This window comes from Saccharothrix mutabilis subsp. mutabilis (genome assembly GCF_039521145.1).
GTDB lineage: Bacteria > Actinomycetota > Actinomycetes > Mycobacteriales > Pseudonocardiaceae > Actinosynnema > Actinosynnema mutabilis.
The window spans coordinates 23,198-38,454 of sequence record NZ_BAAABU010000008.1 but is presented as its reverse complement, the minus strand read 5'-3'; the positions used below and the strand labels follow the sequence as shown (position 1 = coordinate 38,454).

Below are 15,257 nucleotides of genomic sequence, written 5' to 3'. Positions count from 1 at the left end.
CTCCCCCTACTTCTTTTCCGGCAGCGGCGGGAACTCCGCGTCGTCCGGCATCGCGGGCGCGGTCCAGCCGCGGTCCGCCGCGAGCGCGGCGCCCCGCACGGTCTCCGGCGCGGCCGACGGACCGTCCAGGTCCGCCTCCCGGCCCTCGAAGAAGCCCGCGAGCTGGAGTTCGGCCTGGCGGAAGTCGGTGAGCGGCGCGCCCCGCGTCGGGTGCGGCTTCTCGCCCGCCTGCAACGCCTTGACCAGCTCCAGCGCCTTCTCGGGCGTCTGGTTGTCGTAGAACTCGTAGTTCACCTGGAGCACCGGGCCGAGGTCGCACGCGGCGAGGCACTCGGCGTGCTCCAGCGTGATCGAGCCCGGCGTGCCCGGCTCGCCCGAGGTCTCCTCGTGGCCCAGCGGCCTGCCGTCGGCGCCCAGGTGCTCGCGCAGCTTCGCGTAGATCGCGTCACCGCCCAGCGCGGCGCACAGGGTGTTCGTGCACACGCTGACCAGGTGCTCGCCGCACGGCCGCCGCTTGTACATGGTGTAGAAGGTCGCGACCGCGCTGACCTCGGCGTGGGTCAGGTCGAGCTGGTCGGCGCAGAACGCGATCCCGGCCTGGCTGACGTACCCCTCGACCGACTGCACCAGGTGCAGCATCGGCAGCAGCGCCGACCGCGGGAACGGGTAGCGGGCGATGATCGCCCGCGCCCGGTCCACCGTCGCCTGGTCGAACACGCTGGTGTCGTACGGCGTCTCGTGCACCAGGTGCGCGGTCTCCGCCGGGTCCAGCGGCGAAGCCTCAAGGACTTCCTCGGGAGTGCTCATCGGTCACAACCACCCATCACCGGGTCGATAGAGGCCACCGACGCGATGACGTCGGCGACCATGCCGCCCTCGCACATCGCGGGCATCGACTGGAGGTTCACGAAGCTGGGTTCGCGCACGTGCACGCGCATCGGCCGGGTGCCGCCGTCGGAGACCAGGTGGTAGCCCAGCTCGCCGCGCGGCGACTCGATCGGCACGTACACCTGGCCCGCCGGCACCTGGAAGCCCTCGGTCACCAGCTTGAAGTGGTGGATCAGGGACTCCATGGACTGGCCCATGATCTTGCGGACGTGCTCCAGCGAGTTGCCCATGCCGTCCGCGCCGATCGTGAGCTGCGCCGGCCACGCGACCTTGGCGTCCTCCACCATGACCGGGCCCGGCTCCAGCCGGTCCACCGCCTGCCGGACGATCTTGAGCGACTCGTGGATCTCCGCCAGCCGCAGCCGGTAGCGGGCGAACGAGTCCGCGTCGTTCGAGGTCGGCACCTCGAACTCGTAGTTCTCGTAGCCCGAGTACGGCTCGACCTTGCGCAGGTCCCACGGCAGGCCCGCGGAACGCAGGATCGGGCCGGTGATGCCCAGCGCGAGGCACGCGTCCACCGGCAGGTAGCCGATGCCCTGCAGGCGGTTGCGCCAGATCGGCTGGCCGGTGAGCAGCTTGTCGTAGTCCGGCAGCCGCGAGTCCATGACCTTGATGAAGTCGCGGATGCGCTGCGGCGCGTCGGCCGGGATGTCCTGCGCCAGGCCGCCGGGGCGGATGTAGGCGTGGTTCATCCGCAGACCGGTCAGGAACTCCAGCAGGTGCAGGACTTCCTCGCGCTCGCGGAAGCCCGCGGTCATGCCGGTGAGCGCTCCCAGCTCCATGCCGCCGGTGGCCAGGGCCACCAGGTGCGAGGAGATCCGGTTGAGCTCCATCAGCATGACGCGGATCGTCTGCGCGCGGTCGGGCACGGTGATGCCCAGGAGCTTCTCCACGGCCATGCAGTACGCGGCCTCGTTGTGCAGCGGCGCCAGGTAGTCCATGCGCGTCACGAAGGTGACGCCCTGGGTCCAGTTCCGGTACTCGCAGTTCTTCTCGATGCCGGTGTGCAGGTAGCCGATGACGCTGCGGGCCTGGGTGACGGTCTCGCCCTCCAGCTCCAGCACCAGGCGCAGCACGCCGTGCGTCGACGGGTGCTGCGGGCCCAGGTTCATGACGATGCGCTCGTCGCCCGCCGCCTCGGCCAGCACCTCGTCCCAGTCGCCGCCGGTCACCGTGTAGACGGTGCCCTCGGTCGTCTGGCGGGAAGTGGCGTCGTACGGGTCGCGCCCCTGCGCGGCGGTGTCGGACTCGCGGCCCACCGCGCTGGTGTCGGTGCCCGTGGTCACGTCGGAAAGCCGTTCGGTCATGAGTAGGACCGCCTCTGGTCTGGCGGGGGGATCTCCGCGCCCTTGTACTCGACGGGGATGCCGCCCAGCGGGTAGTCCTTCCGCTGCGGGTGGCCGTCCCAGTCGTCCGGCATGAGGATCCGGGTCAGCCCCGGGTGGCCGTCGTAGACGATGCCGAACATGTCCCAGGCTTCCCGCTCCTGCCAGTCCGCCGTGGGGTAGACCGACACGACGCTGGGGATGTGGGCGTCGTCCACGTCGACCGCGACCTCCAGCCGGATGCGCCGGCGGTAGGTCATCGACGTCAGGTGGTACACCGAGTGCAGCCGCTGCGGGGCGTCCGGCCCGTAGTCCACCCCGGACACCGAGCTGCACAGCTCGAAGCGCAGCGCCGGGTCGTCGCGCAGGATCCGCGCCACCTCGACCAGGTTCTCCCGGCGCAGGTAGAACGTGATCTCGCCGCGGTCCACGGTGATCTGCTGGATGGTGTCGGCGGGCAGGCCCTTTTCGTGGATCGCGCCGATCAGCTCGTCGGCGACCTCGTCGAACCAGCCGCCGAACGGCCGCTCGCTGGGCGCGGCGACGTGGGCGGGCAGCCGCAGGCCGCCGAAGCCCGACGTGTCACCGGAACCGGCGACGCCGAACATGCCCTTGCGGGCCTTGCCCGCGACGATGGGCGCCTTCGGCGCGGCGCCGTTGGTCGCCTCCAAGCCCTCGACGGCGCGCTGCGCGCTGGAGTGCTCGTCCCCTGGCTGCGTCATCTCACTCACTTCTTCGCAAAGCGCTGGGACGACGGGATCAGCTCCGTGCGCTTGCCCTGCTCGGCCAGCAGCGCGGCCCGGTTCTGCCCCAGCGGCTCGTCCATGATCTTCGCGTGGATCTTGAGGATCGCGTCGATCAGCATCTCCGGCCGCGGCGGGCAGCCCGGCAGGTACATGTCGACCGGCACGACGTGGTCCACGCCCTGCACGACCGCGTAGTTGTTGAACATGCCGCCGCTGGACGCGCACACGCCCATCGCCAGCACCCACCGCGGTTCGGGCATCTGGTCGTAGATCTGGCGCAGCACCGGGGCCATCTTGTTGGTCACCCGGCCCGCGACGATCATCAGGTCGGCCTGGCGCGGCGAGGCGCGGAAGACCTCCATGCCGAACCGCGCGAGGTCGTAGCGCGGGCCGCCGGTGGTCATCATCTCGATGGCGCAGCAGGCGAGGCCGAACGTGGCGGGCCAGAGCGAGGACTTGCGGGTCCAGTTGACCAGCTTCTCCACGCTGGCGAGCAGGATGCCGTTCGGGAGCTTCTCTTCGAGGCCCACGGGTCTTCCCCCTCAGTTCCAGTCGAGGCCGCCGCGCCGCCACACGTAGGCGTACGCGAAGCCGACCGTCGCGACGAACAGTGCGATCTCCACCAGGCCGAACAGGCCGAGCCGGTCCGCGGAGACCGCGAAGGGGTAGAGGAACACCATTTCGATGTCGAACAGGATGAACAGCATCGCCGTGAGGTAGTAGGCGACCGGCATGCGGCCACCGCCGACCACGGGCTGGGGTGACGGTTCGATGCCGCACTCGTAGGCGTCGAGCTTCGCCTTGTTGTAGCGGCGGGGCCCGATGTAGGGGGCGGCCGTCACGGAGAACAGGGCGAAGGCCGCGGCGAGGGCGAACATCAATACGAGGGGGAGGTAAGGGTCCAGCACTCTCCGTCGTCCTTTCCTCGCGTCGTCGCGGTGGTGGTGGCACCGCTGACAGTTGCGCACCCTAAGGGTGTTCTTGCGGCCTCCGGAGGTTAGGCGCGCCTAACTTTCCGCAGGTCGCTTGTGAAACAGTTCACAAGGCATCTCAGCCGGTTGTGAACTGATTCACAAGACCTGAGGGTCAGTGTAGAACGTCACACAGAGGCGTGAACCGCACCCCCTTTACACGCTCTGACCTGGTCTTACACGGTGCAGATCAACAGCTTTGGCGGCGTGGAGTGAACGGGAGCACACCCAAAACGAAACAGCGCCGACCCGGAGGTCGGCGCTGCGTCGGCCAGCGGGGGCTGATTAGGCCGTTGGGGTGAGTTTCGTGGCGGCCGTGATGAGACGGTCGAAGGAGTCGCCGTCCTTGGGGTCGTAAAGGCCCGCGAGCAGCTTCAGGACCAGTTTCATCAGCGTTTTCCGAGGTAGGCCGTACTTGGTCGCCGTGCGCATGACCGTCGGGTTGCCGATGAGCTTCGAGAAGACGTTGCCCAGGCGGTAGTAGCTGCCCAGCGCCTGCTCGATGCGGACGGGGTAGCCGTGAAGTGCGCGTTCCCGGCTGTAGCCGGTGCGGGCGAGGCCCTGGACGACCGACTCGGCCGCGATCCGGGCCGACTCCATGGCGTAACCGATGCCCTCGCCGTTGAACGGGTTCACCATGCCACCGGCGTCACCCACCAGGAGCAGCCCGTCGCGGTAGTGCGGCTTGCGGTTCAGGCCCATCGGCAGCGCCGCGCCGCCGATGCGGCTGGTCGCGTTCTCCTCGCGGAAGCCCCACTCCTCCGGCGTCCCGTCGAGCCAGGAGCGCAGCAGCGCGCGGTAGTCCGTGGTCCCGTAGGCCTTGGAGGTGCTGAGGATGCCCAGGCCGACGTTCACCGTGCCGTCGCCCATGCCGAAGATCCAGCCGTAGCCGGGGAGCAGGACGTCGTTCTGGCGGTCCCACAGCTCCAGGTGCGACTCCAGGTAGTCGTCCTTCGTGCGGGGGCTGGCGTAGTAGCGGCGGACGGCCACGCCCATCGGCTTGGCGTCGTCCTTCTGGATGCCGACGCTGAGCGCCAGGCGCGCGGAGACGCCGTCGCAGCCCAGGACGATCGGGGCGCGGTAGGTGACCGGCCGCTTGTCCGGGCCGGTCTTGGCCTCGACGCCGACGACGCGGCCGTTCTCCACGACGGCGCCGGTGACCGTGGTCTGCTCGTGGAGGCGGGCGCCGGCCTGTTGCGCGGTCTTGGCGAGCATCTCGTCGAAGTCCTGGCGGGGGCGGACCACGCCGTAGGGCGGGAAGGTCGCCAGGTCCGGCCAGTCCAGTTCGAGCGTGACCCCGCCGCCGACGACCCGCAGGCCGCGGTTGTGCAACCAGCCGGCCTCCTCGCGGGTGTCGACGCCGAGGTCGATCAGCTGCTTCACGCCCCGCGGGGTGAGCCCGTCGCCGCACACCTTCTCGCGGGGGAACGTGCTCTTCTCCAACAGCAGCACGTCCAGGCCCGCGCGGGCCAGGTAGGTCGCGGCCGTGGACCCCGCGGGTCCCGCGCCGACCACGATCACCTCGGCGTCCTCGCCTGCCCTGCGGCGGCTGGGAGTCGTCATCCCCGCTCCTTGTGCGTCAGTTCACAAAGTCCCGGGGTCGAGTCTACTTATGCCTTCCTGAGGCCTTCTCAGTCCTGTTGCCCGTGCTCAGTCCTGGTGCTCGGTCCTGCCGGCCGGTGCTCAGTCCTGTTGCACGAGGCTGAGCCCGGGGAACGGCCCGCCCGGGTACTGCTGGAGCCGCCCGCCGACCTCCAGCGACCCGAGGTCGATCGCGGCCCACCCGGCGGACTCGACCAGTTCGGCGACCACCTTCGTGGCCTCAGGGTGGTCGCCGGACAGGAAGATGACCGTGCGGGCGTCCCGTTCGAGCCGCTCGGGGCTGAGCGTGTTGAACCCCTTGACCAGCCGCGCGCCCGGGACCTTCTCGGCGACGATCGCGCTGGAGGGCCGGTCGCCGATGTCGGCAAAGACGAAGCCGGGGAGGATCGGGTTGCTCGTGTCGACCACGATCTTGCCGGCCCAGTCGCGCCCCGCGGTCACGGCGTCCAGGGCGACCCAGGGCACGGCGAGGAACGTGACGTCCCGCCCTTCGACCGCCTCGTCCAGGGTGCCCTTGGCGACGCCGTCGAGGTCGGGCAGCGTCTCGGGCCCGCGGCTGTTGGCGATCACCAAGTCGTGCCCGGCGCGGGCCAGCTTCTTCGCGACCGACGCACCGATGTTCCCCGCGCCGACGACCCCGACCTTCACTCGCCCTCCAGTGTCTGCGCGGGCTTGGCAGCTTCCGCCGGCTTGGTGGCTTCCGCGGGCTCGCCGCTCTCCGCCGGCTTGGTGGCCCGGTGCAACGCGACCATGCCGAAGGTGAGGTTCATCCAGGCCACGTCCTCCCACCCGGCCTTGGCGACGATCTCCGCGAGCGCCCGCTGTTCCGGCCAGGTCCGCATGGACTCGGCGAGGTACTGGTACGCCTCGGGGTTCGAGGAGACGAACCGGCCGATGAACGGGAGGATCTTGAGCAGGTAACGCATGTAGACGAACCGGAAGGGCCGGAACGTCGGCGTGGAGACCTCGCAGACCACCAGCCGGCCGCCCGGTTTGACCACGCGGGCCATCTCGCGGAGCGCGGCTTCGGTGTCGTTGAAGTTGCGGAGCCCGAAGGAGACCGTGACGGCGTCGAAGGCGTTGTCCGCGAAGGGCAGCCGGAGCGCGTCGGCGGCGACCTTGGGCACGTCCCGGTGCCGCCCGCCGAGCAACATGCCGATCGAGAAGTCGGCCGCGACGCACCACGCGCCGGACGCCGCGTACTCGACGGTGGACACGGCCGTCCCGGCCGCGAGGTCGAGCACCTTCTCCCCGGCCCGAGCGTCGAGAACCCGCCGACTCCACTCCCGCCAGCGCCGGTCGAACCCCAGGGTCATGACGGAGTTCGTGCGGTCGTAGCCCTTGGCCACGCCGTCGAACATCTCGGCAACCTCGCGGGGGTTCTTGTCCAAACCTGCACGCGACATGACCGCAGCCTAGGCGACACCCCCTGAGACCGAAATCCCGCACACCCCCAGGCGGCCTGACCTGCGCGAACGACCATTACTCATGCGGGCGGAGGTCGTCCAGGTTTACTGCGGACGCAATGTTCACCCGATGTCGCGAATTGATCGCAATTCGGGCACCTTCAGGCTTCGCCGAACGTTGCCGTAAAGAAGAGGAGGCGGCACGGCGCAAGGCAAACGCACCCGCACGACACCCAAGCACGCGACCGAACATCCCACGCACCCCCAACAGCCCACCCACCCAACAGCCCACACCCCGCCCGCCGCCAGCAACAGCCGCCCACCCCAGCACCGCCCACCCCAGCACCGCCCAACCCGCCTGCGCCCAACCCGCCTGCGCCCAACCCGCCCGACGCGAGCCGCCCGTGCCCAACTCCCCCTTCACGCGCCGCCCATCCGAGACACCGCCCCGCCCCACATGCCGCCACGCTCGGCGCAGGTAGAGGGCGAGCACGCGGCCCGTGAGCTCATACAGGAGCGCGGGATGCAGGCCAGGAACGGACCAGGTATGGGCTCAGGGTGTGCCGGCCGGAGGGGTGTGGACGCGGAGCGGGGATGTGGTGCCGGTGGAGGCAGCGGGCGTGGGGTGCCGAGTGGGAGGCGGGCTCCGGGCTCCGGAAGGCGGTGGAGGGGGCCGTGGCGACGGGCGCGGGGTGGGTGCCCGGCGGGCGGCGTCAGTGCGGGGGCGGCGTCAGTGCTGGGCGGGCGGCGTCGGTGCGCGGGGAGGCCGCGTCAGTGCGGGGCGGGCGGCGTCGGTGCGGGGCGTGGGGCGTGAGTGCGGGGCGTGGGTGCCTTGGACGGGGTGGCCGGCGCTGGTCAGGTGGCTTGTAGGGCGGTGAGCATGCCGGTTATGGCTGTTTGCCACGGGTATTGTTCGGCTCTTGCTCGGGCGGCTTCTCGGCGTTGCTGTTCTGGGTTGTCCAGGAGGGAGTTCACCGCGCCTGCGAAGGCTGTGGCGTGGTCTGGGACTGCGGCTCCGCAGCCTGGTTGCACGATCTCGCGCAAGGCCGACGACGCCGACACGACCACCGGCGTGCCCGAGGCCAGGGCCTCCAGGGCCGCCAGGCCGAAAGTCTCGTGGGGGCCCGGGGCCAGGGAGACGTCGGCCGTCGCCAGGAGGGTGGCTACCTCGGTTCGCTGGTTCACGAACCCCAGAAAAGTGACCGGTAGGCCGGACGCGCGGCGTTCCAGGGCCTCCCTGCGGGGGCCGTCGCCGGCGATCACCAAGCGGATGTTGTGGCCCGACTCGTGCAGGGCTGCCGCCGTGTCGACGCTGCGTTCCACGTGCTTCTCCGGCGACAGCCGGCCGCAGTGGATCAACAGAGCATCGGCACCTTGGGCCAGGGTCCGCTTGAGGGACCGGTCGTGGCGGGTCGGGGTGAAGGTGTGCAGGTCCACGCCCAGAGGGACGCGGGTGACGTTGGTGGCGCCGATCCGGTCGAATTCCTGCCTTGCGAAGTCCGTCGTGCAGACGACCGTGTCGTAGGACGCCGCCATGCGCGCATTCGCCCAGTCCGCGCCGGACCTGGCCAGCGCCGGGGGTAGGAGGAACTGTTCGAGCAGGCGGTCCAGGCGTTCGTGGGAGATCACGACGTTCGGGACACCGTTCGCCCGCGCCCACTTGCCCATGCCGCGCAGGGTCAGGCGGTCCGACACCTCCAGGCGGTCCGGGCGCAGGTGGTCCAGCAACGTCCGCACGCGCCACGGGTCCACCGCCCGGTACCCGCCGGTGCCGGGCAGCCTCGGCGCGGGGAGCGTGATGCGGCGGACGTTGTTCGACAGGTGCTCGTCGGCGTGCGCCGCCCCCGGCACGACCAGGGTCACCTCGTGGCCCGCCCCCGCGTACCCCGCCCCCAGGTGGTGCAACGCGGTGCGCAGGCCGCCCGACCGGGGACCGTAGAAGTTGGCCAGCTGCACGATCCTCATGCCGCTTGCCGCTCCGGCGTCCCGAGGACGGCGTGGTAGTGGCCCACCAGTTCGGCGCACACCGCGGACCACGTCCGGCCCCGCACCCAGCGTCGCGCGGCGTGGCCGTAACGCTTGCGCCGCAACGGGTCCAGCAGGGCGGTCACGGCGTCGCGCAGGTCGTCGTCGGTGGTGAACAGGTAGCCGGTGTCGGGTTGGACCAGGTCGCGCGGGCCGCCCGCGTCCGGGGCGATCACGGGCACACCGCTGGCCAACGCCTCCTGCACGGCCTGGCAGAACGTCTCGTGCGGCCCGGTGTGCACGAACACGTCCAGCGACGCGTAGGCCTGCGCCAGTGCGACACCGGAGCGGAAGCCGAGGAAAGCCGCGTCGGGCAGGTCGCGCTGAAGGGCCGCTTCCTCGGGGCCTTCGCCCACGACGACCAAGCGGATGCCGGGGACGTCACGCAAGGCGCGCAGGCGGTCGACCTGCTTCTCGGGGGACAACCGGCCGACATAGCCGACCAGGACTTCACCGTTGGGCGCGAGCGAACGGCGCAGGGCGTCGTCACGGCGGTGCGGTGCGAACAGGTCCACGTCCACTCCCCTGCCCCACCGGTGGACGCGCGGAACCCCGTGCTCGCGCAACGCGTCCACGGCCCACGTCGACGGCGCGAGGGTGCGGTCCGCCTGGGCGTGCAGGCGGCGGGTCCAGCGCCACGCGGCGCGGGCGGTCAGGCCGAGGCCGTAGTGGCCGGCGAACCCGGCGACGTCGGTCTGGTAGACCGCGACCGTCGGCAGGCCGAGCCGGCGGGCGGCGGACAGGCCCCGCGCGCCCAGGACGAACGGGCTGGCGAGGTGGACGACGTCGGGGCGGAAGTCGGCGAGCGCGGTGAGGACCTTGCGGGTCGGGACGCCGACGGGCAGGGAGCTGAACCGGGGCAGGTCGACGGCGGGCACCCGGACGACCGGGGTGCCGTGGTGGTGGTCCGCGCCCGCGCCGGGTGCGACCACGAGGGTCTGGTGGCCGTGCGCACGCAGGTGCTCCAGCACCCGCAGGACGGAGTTGGTCACCCCGTTCACCTGCGGGAGGAAGCTCTCGGTGACGATCGCTACACGCACGCCGATCACCTTGAGCCGCGAAGGACACGGTGGCGTGACGGATCGGGGAACGAAGGTCGAAATCCTCGCGTCGCGGTTGACGTTGACCGAAGGATCGTCATCGCTTCACCTGGAGGTCGTGTCGCGGACACCAGGGGCGGTGACACTAGGTCGGCATGACCGTCTTGTCGTCCCGACCCGCGCAGCCCGTCGATCCCGGACTGGTGTCGATCGCGCTGGAGATAGCGGGGCGCCTGGCGAACGACGCGTCGGACGTCATCATGGCGACGGCCGGCCGGGGCGCGCGGCCCGACGAGGACGCGTCGCCGTTCGACTGGGTGACCGACACGGACCGCACGCTGGAGCGGCACACGCGGCGCGTGCTGACGACGGAGTTCCCGGACATCCCGGTGTTCTGCGAGGACACCGACGAGGACGTGGCGTCGGACGCCGAGTTCCGCTGGGTGGTGGACCCGGTGGACGGGACGGCGAACTACGTGGCGGGTGTGCCGTGGTGCGCGTACAGCCTGGCGCTGGTGGACCGGTGGGGGCCGGTCGTGGGCGTGGTCGCGGACCCGTACCGGGCGCAGATCTACGCCGCCGCGCGGGGTCGGGGGATGCGGGCGAACGGGACGCCGGTGCGGCTGGGTGAGCAGGCGGTCAGTTCGATCGTGTGCACGGAGATGACGCGGACCGGGCCGTGGCCGGGGATGGGCGAGTTCATCTCGCGGGCGGCGGTGTCGGGGACCGGGGTGCGGGTGCTGGGGTCGAAGGCGCTGGCGGTGGCGCAGGTGGCGCTGGGGCACGCGGCGGCGGCTGTGCTGCACAGCTACCACGAGTGGGACGTGGCGGGGGCGGTGGCGCTGGCGGTCGAGTCGGGCGCGGCCGTGCTGGACCGGCGTGGCGAGGACGACCCGTTGCCGGTGGACGGGCTGCTGGTGGCGATGCCGGAGGTGGCCGAGGAGGTGCTCGGCTGGTGGCAGTCGTCGATGACCCGATAGTGTGATCAACTTCTGCCCGGCGCGGCGGTAGCATGAACTCGCCGGTTCCAGTAGGAGCCGGAAGTGGACCCGGTTCACCGTCCGGACGGTCGGTTGCCGGGTCTCGCGCTGTTCAGGGCCTCACGCGTCGAAGTCGACCGTCACCGCCGGGGTCACCGGCACGGACTGGCACGTCAGCACGAAGCCCGCCTCGACCTCCGCCGGATCCAACGCGTAGTTGCGCCGCATCTCGACCTCGCCCGACACGACCAGCGCCCGGCACGTGCCGCACACCCCGCCCTTGCACGCGAACGGCAAGTCGGACCGCACCCGTTGGGCCGCATCCAAAATGGGCGTGTCCGGGGGCAGCGGGACCGTCGTCGTCCGCCCGTCCAGGATCACCGTGCCCTCGCCGACCGACGACAGCACCTGCTCGGCACGTCGGGGCGGCGGCGGGGGTTCGTCCACGTAGAACAGTTCGTGGTGGACCGACGCGCCCGGAACGCCCAGGGACGACAGCACTTCCTCCGCGTCGCGGACCATCCCGTACGGGCCGCAGAGCCACCACTGGTCGATGGACGACATCGGCACCACCGACGCGAACAACGCCCGCAGCTTCTCCGCGTCCAACCGGCCCGTGAACAGCTCCACGTCGCGCGGTTCGCGGGACAGCACGTGGATCAGTTGGAACCTGGACGGGTAGCGGTCCTTCAGGTCGGCCAGGTCCTCCGCGAACATCACCGTGTCGGTCCGGCGGTTGCCATAGAGCAGGGTCACGCGCTCACCCGCGGCCAAAGCCGTCGAGGCGATCGAAAGCGCGGGGGTGATGCCCGAGCCGGCCACCACCAAGCCGTGGTGGGTCCCGCCGGCCGGGGTGAAGTTGCCCGCCGGGGGCAGGACTTCCACCACGTCGCCCGGTGTCAGCCGGTCCACCAGCCACGTCGAGAACAGTCCCGTGTCCACGCGCCGCACGCCGATCCGCAACGGGGCGCCGACCGGCGCGCAGATCGAGTACGACCGGCGTTCGTCGCCCTGGCGCAGGGTCAGGTACTGGCCGGCGCGGAAGTCGAAGGTGGAACGCAGCTCCGCAGGCACGTCGAACGTGATCGCGACCGCGTCCTCGCACAGGCGATCCACGGACGCCACGGTCAGCTTGTGGAACACCGGCCGGGCCATCTAGATCTCCTTGATGTGCTCGAAGGGCTCGGCGCAGTCCAGGCAGCGCCGCAGCGCCTTGCACGCCGTGGACCCGAACCGGGAAAGCTCCTCGGTGCGGGGCGACCCGCAGCGCGGGCACGCCACCCGCGCGGACGGCGGGGTGAGGGTCAGCGGGACCGGGCCGACGGCGCGCGGGCCGACGCGGGCCGGGGGTGCGATGCCCGCCTCGGCGAGCTTGCGCCGGCCCTCCTCGCTGATCCAGTCCGTGGTCCAGGCCGGGGACAGCGACGTCCGGACCTCGACCTCGGCGTAGCCGGCCGCGCGCAGGGACCGCTTGAGGTCGGCCCCCATCTCCTCGACCGCCGGGCACCCGGAGTAGGTGGGCGTGATGGTCACCAGGACCCGCCCGTCCTCCTCCACGACCTCGCGCAGCACGCCCAGGTCTGCCAGCGTGAGCACGGGCAGCTCCGGGTCCCGGACCGCCGACGCCACGGCCAGCGCGGTCACCACGTCGCCCCCGGCAGGGACCGGTGCAGGTGCTGCATCTCGGCGAGCAGGTAGCCCATGGCCTCGGTGTGGACGCCGTCGCGCCCGGCGCGCCCGTTGACCCGCGCGGCGGGCACGGACGTGGGCCGCTTCAGGCCGGCCGCCGCGAGCACCGTGTCGATCACCGAGTCGAACTCGGCCCGGTACGCGGCCGGGTCGAGCCCAAGCCGCTGCTCCACGGGGTGCGCCGCGAACAGTTCCTCCACGAACGGCCAGACCCGCTCCAGACCGGCCTGCATGCGCCGGTGCGACTCGTCGGTCCCGTCGCCCAGCCGCACGACCCACTGGGCCGCGTGGTCGCGGTGGTAGGCCAGTTCCTTCAACCCCTTCGCGGCCACGGCGGCCACCACGGGGTCGGCGAAGCCCAGCAGGGCCGAGTACTGCGCGATCTTCCACGTCGAGAACACCAGCAGCCGCGCCATCGTGGTGGCGAAGTCGCCGCCCGCGAACGGTCCGCACTCGATCTCGGCGAGGTGGACGTTGCGGAAGTCCCGCTCGTCGCGCAGGTACGCCAGCGCGTCCTCGTCCCGCCCGAGCCCCTCGACCTCGCCCGCGCGGGTCAGCAGCAGCCGGGCCTGGCCGAGCAGGTCGAGGGCGATGTTGGCCAGCGCCACGTCCTCTTCCAGCTCGGGCGCGCGCGAGCACCACTCCGCCAGCCGCTGCGACAGCACCAGGGCGTCGTCGCCGAGCATCAGGCAGTACGCGAACAGGTCCGCGCGGTCCACGTCCGCCGGCACCGCCCGGTCGACGCCGGGCAGGGCCTCGGAGAACCCGGTGCCGAACGCCCAGTGCGTGTCCTCGTGGTCGATCAGGGACTCATAAGCGTTGTCGAAACTCATCTTGGCCACCAGCGCTCAGGACGGCGTTGTCGCTGTGTTTCGCGGGACACCCGCACCCGGGTCATAGGTGCGGCACGTCCTCGGGGATCGCGTAGAACGTCGGGTGCCGGTACACCTTGTCGCCGCTGGGCGCGAAGAACGGGTCCTTCTCGTCCGGCGAGGACGCCGTGATGGCGGCGGCGGGCACCACCCAGATCGACACGCCTTCGTTGCGGCGCGTGTAGACGTCACGGGCGTTGCGCAGCGCCATCTCCGCGTCCGGCGCGTGCAGGGACCCCACGTGCACGTGGTTGAGCCCGCGCTTGCCCCGCACGAACACCTCCCACAGCGGCCACGACGAACTCATGCCACACCCTCCTGACGTGCGTGACGGGCAGCGTGGGCCGCGGCGGCGGCACGCACCCATTCCCCGTCTTCGTGCGCCTTGCGCCGGTGCGCGACCCGCTGCGCGTTGGCGGGCCCGTTGCCGCCGACGACCTGCCAGAACTCGTCCCAGTCGGGCTGGCCGAAGTCGTAGTGCCCCCGCTCGGGGTTCCACTTCAGCGCCGGGTCGGGCAGGGTCACGCCGAGCTTCTCCGCCTGCGGCACGGTCATGTCCACGAACTTCTGCCGCAGCTCGTCGTTGGTGTTGCGCTTGATGCGCCACTTCATCGACTGCTCGGTGTTGGCGCTCTCGGAGTCCGGCGGGCCGAACATCATCAGCGACGGCCACCAGAACCGGTCCACCGACTCCTGCACCATGGCGCGCTGGGCGTCCGTGCCGCTCATCATGGTCATCAGCAGCTCGTAGCCCTGCCGCTGGTGGAAGGACTCCTCCTTGCAGATGCGGATCATGGCGCGCGCGTACGGGCCGTAGGAGGTGCGGCACAGCGGCACCTGGTTGCAGATGGCCGCGCCGTCCACGAGCCAGCCGATGGTGCCGACGTCGGCGTAGGACAGCGTGGGGTAGTTGAAGATCGACGAGTACTTCTGGCGGCCGTTGACCAGGTTCTCGGTCAGCTCGCCGCGGTCGGCGCCGAGCGTCTCGGTGGCCGCGTAGAGGTAGAGCCCGTGGCCCGCTTCGTCCTGGACCTTGGCCAGCAGGATCGCCTTGCGGCGCAGCGAGGGCGCGCGGCTGATCCAGTTGCCCTCCGGCTGCATGCCGATGATCTCGGAGTGCGCGTGCTGCGCGATCTGCCGGATCAGGGTCTTGCGGTAGCCGTCGGGCATCCAGTCCCGCGGCTCGACGCGCTGCTCACCGCTGACGGCGCGCTCGAACTCCGCCTCCAGGTCCATGCGGCCGATGTTACACCTGGAGTCGGTTTTCGGGAACAAGTGTCACAAGCGGCGGCGCACCCACCAGCGCAGCGGCAGCAGCACGGCCCACACGCCGAGCAGGAACGTCGTGATGGGCAGGATCGCCAGGGTCCAGGTGCGCTCCGCCACGCGCGCGATCTCCGGGTCCGCGGTGTCGTACTCGATGCGCACGAGCTGGCCCGGCTCCAGGCCGTCCGGGTACAGGACGCCCTGCGAGGGGCTGTAGACCTTCCCGTCCGGGGTCGCGAACCGCACCACCGTGCGCTGGAACGAGACCGACACCACCTCGGCGGTCGCCTTGCCCATGCGGTTCTCGATGGCCAGGTCGTCGCGCACGCACGCGGCGAGCAGGGTCACGCCGATCAGCGTCACGACGCCGCCCAGCACCAGCAGTGCCCGGCCCACCAGCCGCTTCGCCTTCCGCCGACGACCGGTCAGCACTGCGTTGTCCACCAC

General features: G+C 71.1%; 17 protein-coding genes. 1 reads left to right on the top strand and 16 read right to left on the bottom strand.

Annotation, left to right across the window (positions count from 1 at the left end; genetic code table 11):
* Positions 1 to 6: 6 nt before the first annotated feature.
* The 10 genes from nuoE to ABD126_RS19370 all read right to left on the bottom strand — a co-directional run bounded on the left by nuoE (position 7) and on the right by ABD126_RS19370 (position 10,003).
* A complete protein-coding gene (gene nuoE / locus ABD126_RS19415) occupies positions 7 to 807 on the bottom strand; it encodes an NADH-quinone oxidoreductase subunit NuoE (protein ID WP_343935287.1) in 801 nt (266 codons plus the stop codon).
* Complete coding sequence (locus tag ABD126_RS19410) at positions 804 to 2,195, bottom strand: NADH-quinone oxidoreductase subunit D (RefSeq protein WP_343935286.1); 1,392 nt, start codon at positions 2,193 to 2,195, stop codon at positions 804 to 806. Before ABD126_RS19410 ends, nuoE begins: the two co-directional genes overlap by 4 nt.
* The gene (locus tag ABD126_RS19405) at positions 2,192 to 2,935 is read right to left on the bottom strand and encodes an NADH-quinone oxidoreductase subunit C (protein WP_343935285.1); all 744 of its coding nucleotides are present in this window, start codon (positions 2,933 to 2,935) and stop codon (positions 2,192 to 2,194) included. The genes ABD126_RS19410 and ABD126_RS19405 overlap by 4 nt, the downstream gene beginning before the upstream one ends.
* A gap of 5 nt (positions 2,936 to 2,940) precedes the next feature.
* Positions 2,941 to 3,489: a NuoB/complex I 20 kDa subunit family protein gene (locus ABD126_RS19400; protein ID WP_121224748.1), complete on the bottom strand. Its 549-nt coding sequence runs from the start codon at positions 3,487 to 3,489 to the stop codon at positions 2,941 to 2,943.
* Positions 3,490 to 3,501: 12 nt separating this feature from the next.
* Complete coding sequence (locus ABD126_RS19395; protein ID WP_121224746.1) at positions 3,502 to 3,867, bottom strand: NADH-quinone oxidoreductase subunit A; 366 nt, start codon at positions 3,865 to 3,867, stop codon at positions 3,502 to 3,504.
* A 348-nt stretch (positions 3,868 to 4,215) separates the two neighbouring features.
* A complete protein-coding gene (locus ABD126_RS19390) occupies positions 4,216 to 5,493 on the bottom strand; it encodes a geranylgeranyl reductase family protein (protein WP_343935284.1) in 1,278 nt (425 codons plus the stop codon).
* A gap of 120 nt (positions 5,494 to 5,613) precedes the next feature.
* Positions 5,614 to 6,180 (bottom strand): NADPH-dependent F420 reductase, encoded by a 567-nt coding sequence (locus tag ABD126_RS19385; RefSeq protein WP_343935283.1) that lies wholly within the window; start codon positions 6,178 to 6,180, stop codon positions 5,614 to 5,616.
* Positions 6,177 to 6,938: a demethylmenaquinone methyltransferase gene (locus tag ABD126_RS19380; protein WP_343935282.1), complete on the bottom strand. Its 762-nt coding sequence runs from the start codon at positions 6,936 to 6,938 to the stop codon at positions 6,177 to 6,179. The genes ABD126_RS19385 and ABD126_RS19380 overlap by 4 nt, the downstream gene beginning before the upstream one ends.
* 855 nt (positions 6,939 to 7,793) lie before the next feature.
* Positions 7,794 to 8,903, bottom strand: a complete 1,110-nt coding sequence (locus ABD126_RS19375) for a glycosyltransferase (RefSeq protein ID WP_343935281.1) — start codon at positions 8,901 to 8,903, stop codon at positions 7,794 to 7,796.
* Positions 8,900 to 10,003: a glycosyltransferase family 4 protein gene (locus ABD126_RS19370; protein WP_343935280.1), complete on the bottom strand. Its 1,104-nt coding sequence runs from the start codon at positions 10,001 to 10,003 to the stop codon at positions 8,900 to 8,902. The genes ABD126_RS19375 and ABD126_RS19370 overlap by 4 nt, the downstream gene beginning before the upstream one ends.
* Before the next feature lie 155 nt (positions 10,004 to 10,158).
* Here ABD126_RS19370 and ABD126_RS19365 point away from each other — a divergent pair, with 155 nt between their 5' ends.
* Entirely contained in the window at positions 10,159 to 10,983 is an 825-nt protein-coding gene (locus ABD126_RS19365) for an inositol monophosphatase family protein (RefSeq protein WP_343935279.1), read from the top strand.
* Positions 10,984 to 11,103: 120 nt separating this feature from the next.
* Here ABD126_RS19365 and paaE read toward each other — a convergent pair whose 3' ends face one another.
* The 6 genes from paaE to ABD126_RS19335 form a co-directional block, all read right to left on the bottom strand.
* Positions 11,104 to 12,138 (bottom strand): 1,2-phenylacetyl-CoA epoxidase subunit PaaE, encoded by a 1,035-nt coding sequence (paaE, locus tag ABD126_RS19360; protein ID WP_343935278.1) that lies wholly within the window; start codon positions 12,136 to 12,138, stop codon positions 11,104 to 11,106.
* Positions 12,139 to 12,630: a 1,2-phenylacetyl-CoA epoxidase subunit PaaD gene (gene paaD, locus ABD126_RS19355; protein ID WP_343935277.1), complete on the bottom strand. Its 492-nt coding sequence runs from the start codon at positions 12,628 to 12,630 to the stop codon at positions 12,139 to 12,141.
* Positions 12,624 to 13,505, bottom strand: a complete 882-nt coding sequence (gene paaC / locus ABD126_RS19350; RefSeq protein WP_343935276.1) for a 1,2-phenylacetyl-CoA epoxidase subunit PaaC — start codon at positions 13,503 to 13,505, stop codon at positions 12,624 to 12,626. The genes paaD and paaC overlap by 7 nt, the downstream gene beginning before the upstream one ends.
* Before the next feature lie 61 nt (positions 13,506 to 13,566).
* The gene (gene paaB / locus ABD126_RS19345; RefSeq protein ID WP_343935275.1) at positions 13,567 to 13,851 is read right to left on the bottom strand and encodes a 1,2-phenylacetyl-CoA epoxidase subunit PaaB; all 285 of its coding nucleotides are present in this window, start codon (positions 13,849 to 13,851) and stop codon (positions 13,567 to 13,569) included.
* Entirely contained in the window at positions 13,848 to 14,780 is a 933-nt protein-coding gene (gene paaA, locus ABD126_RS19340; RefSeq protein WP_343935274.1) for a 1,2-phenylacetyl-CoA epoxidase subunit PaaA, read from the bottom strand. The genes paaB and paaA overlap by 4 nt, the downstream gene beginning before the upstream one ends.
* A gap of 42 nt (positions 14,781 to 14,822) precedes the next feature.
* Entirely contained in the window at positions 14,823 to 15,257 is a 435-nt protein-coding gene (locus ABD126_RS19335) for a DUF3592 domain-containing protein (protein ID WP_343935273.1), read from the bottom strand.

What these genes read in the sequence shown, in the direction of transcription:
- nuoE (WP_343935287.1), bottom strand. Translation starts at nt 807, where the DNA reads ATGAGCACTCCCGAGGAAGTCCTTGAGGCTTCGCCGCTGGACCCGGCG.
- ABD126_RS19410 (WP_343935286.1), bottom strand. Translation starts at nt 2,195, where the DNA reads ATGACCGAACGGCTTTCCGACGTGACCACGGGCACCGACACCAGCGCG.
- ABD126_RS19405 (WP_343935285.1), bottom strand. Translation starts at nt 2,935, where the DNA reads ATGACGCAGCCAGGGGACGAGCACTCCAGCGCGCAGCGCGCCGTCGAG.
- ABD126_RS19390 (WP_343935284.1), bottom strand. Translation starts at nt 5,493, where the DNA reads ATGACGACTCCCAGCCGCCGCAGGGCAGGCGAGGACGCCGAGGTGATC.
- ABD126_RS19380 (WP_343935282.1), bottom strand. Translation starts at nt 6,938, where the DNA reads ATGTCGCGTGCAGGTTTGGACAAGAACCCCCGCGAGGTTGCCGAGATG.
- ABD126_RS19375 (WP_343935281.1), bottom strand. Translation starts at nt 8,903, where the DNA reads ATGAGGATCGTGCAGCTGGCCAACTTCTACGGTCCCCGGTCGGGCGGC.
- ABD126_RS19365 (WP_343935279.1), top strand. Translation starts at nt 10,159, where the DNA reads ATGACCGTCTTGTCGTCCCGACCCGCGCAGCCCGTCGATCCCGGACTG.
- paaE (WP_343935278.1), bottom strand. Translation starts at nt 12,138, where the DNA reads ATGGCCCGGCCGGTGTTCCACAAGCTGACCGTGGCGTCCGTGGATCGC.
- paaC (WP_343935276.1), bottom strand. Translation starts at nt 13,505, where the DNA reads ATGAGTTTCGACAACGCTTATGAGTCCCTGATCGACCACGAGGACACG.
- paaB (WP_343935275.1), bottom strand. Translation starts at nt 13,851, where the DNA reads ATGAGTTCGTCGTGGCCGCTGTGGGAGGTGTTCGTGCGGGGCAAGCGC.
- paaA (WP_343935274.1), bottom strand. Translation starts at nt 14,780, where the DNA reads ATGGACCTGGAGGCGGAGTTCGAGCGCGCCGTCAGCGGTGAGCAGCGC.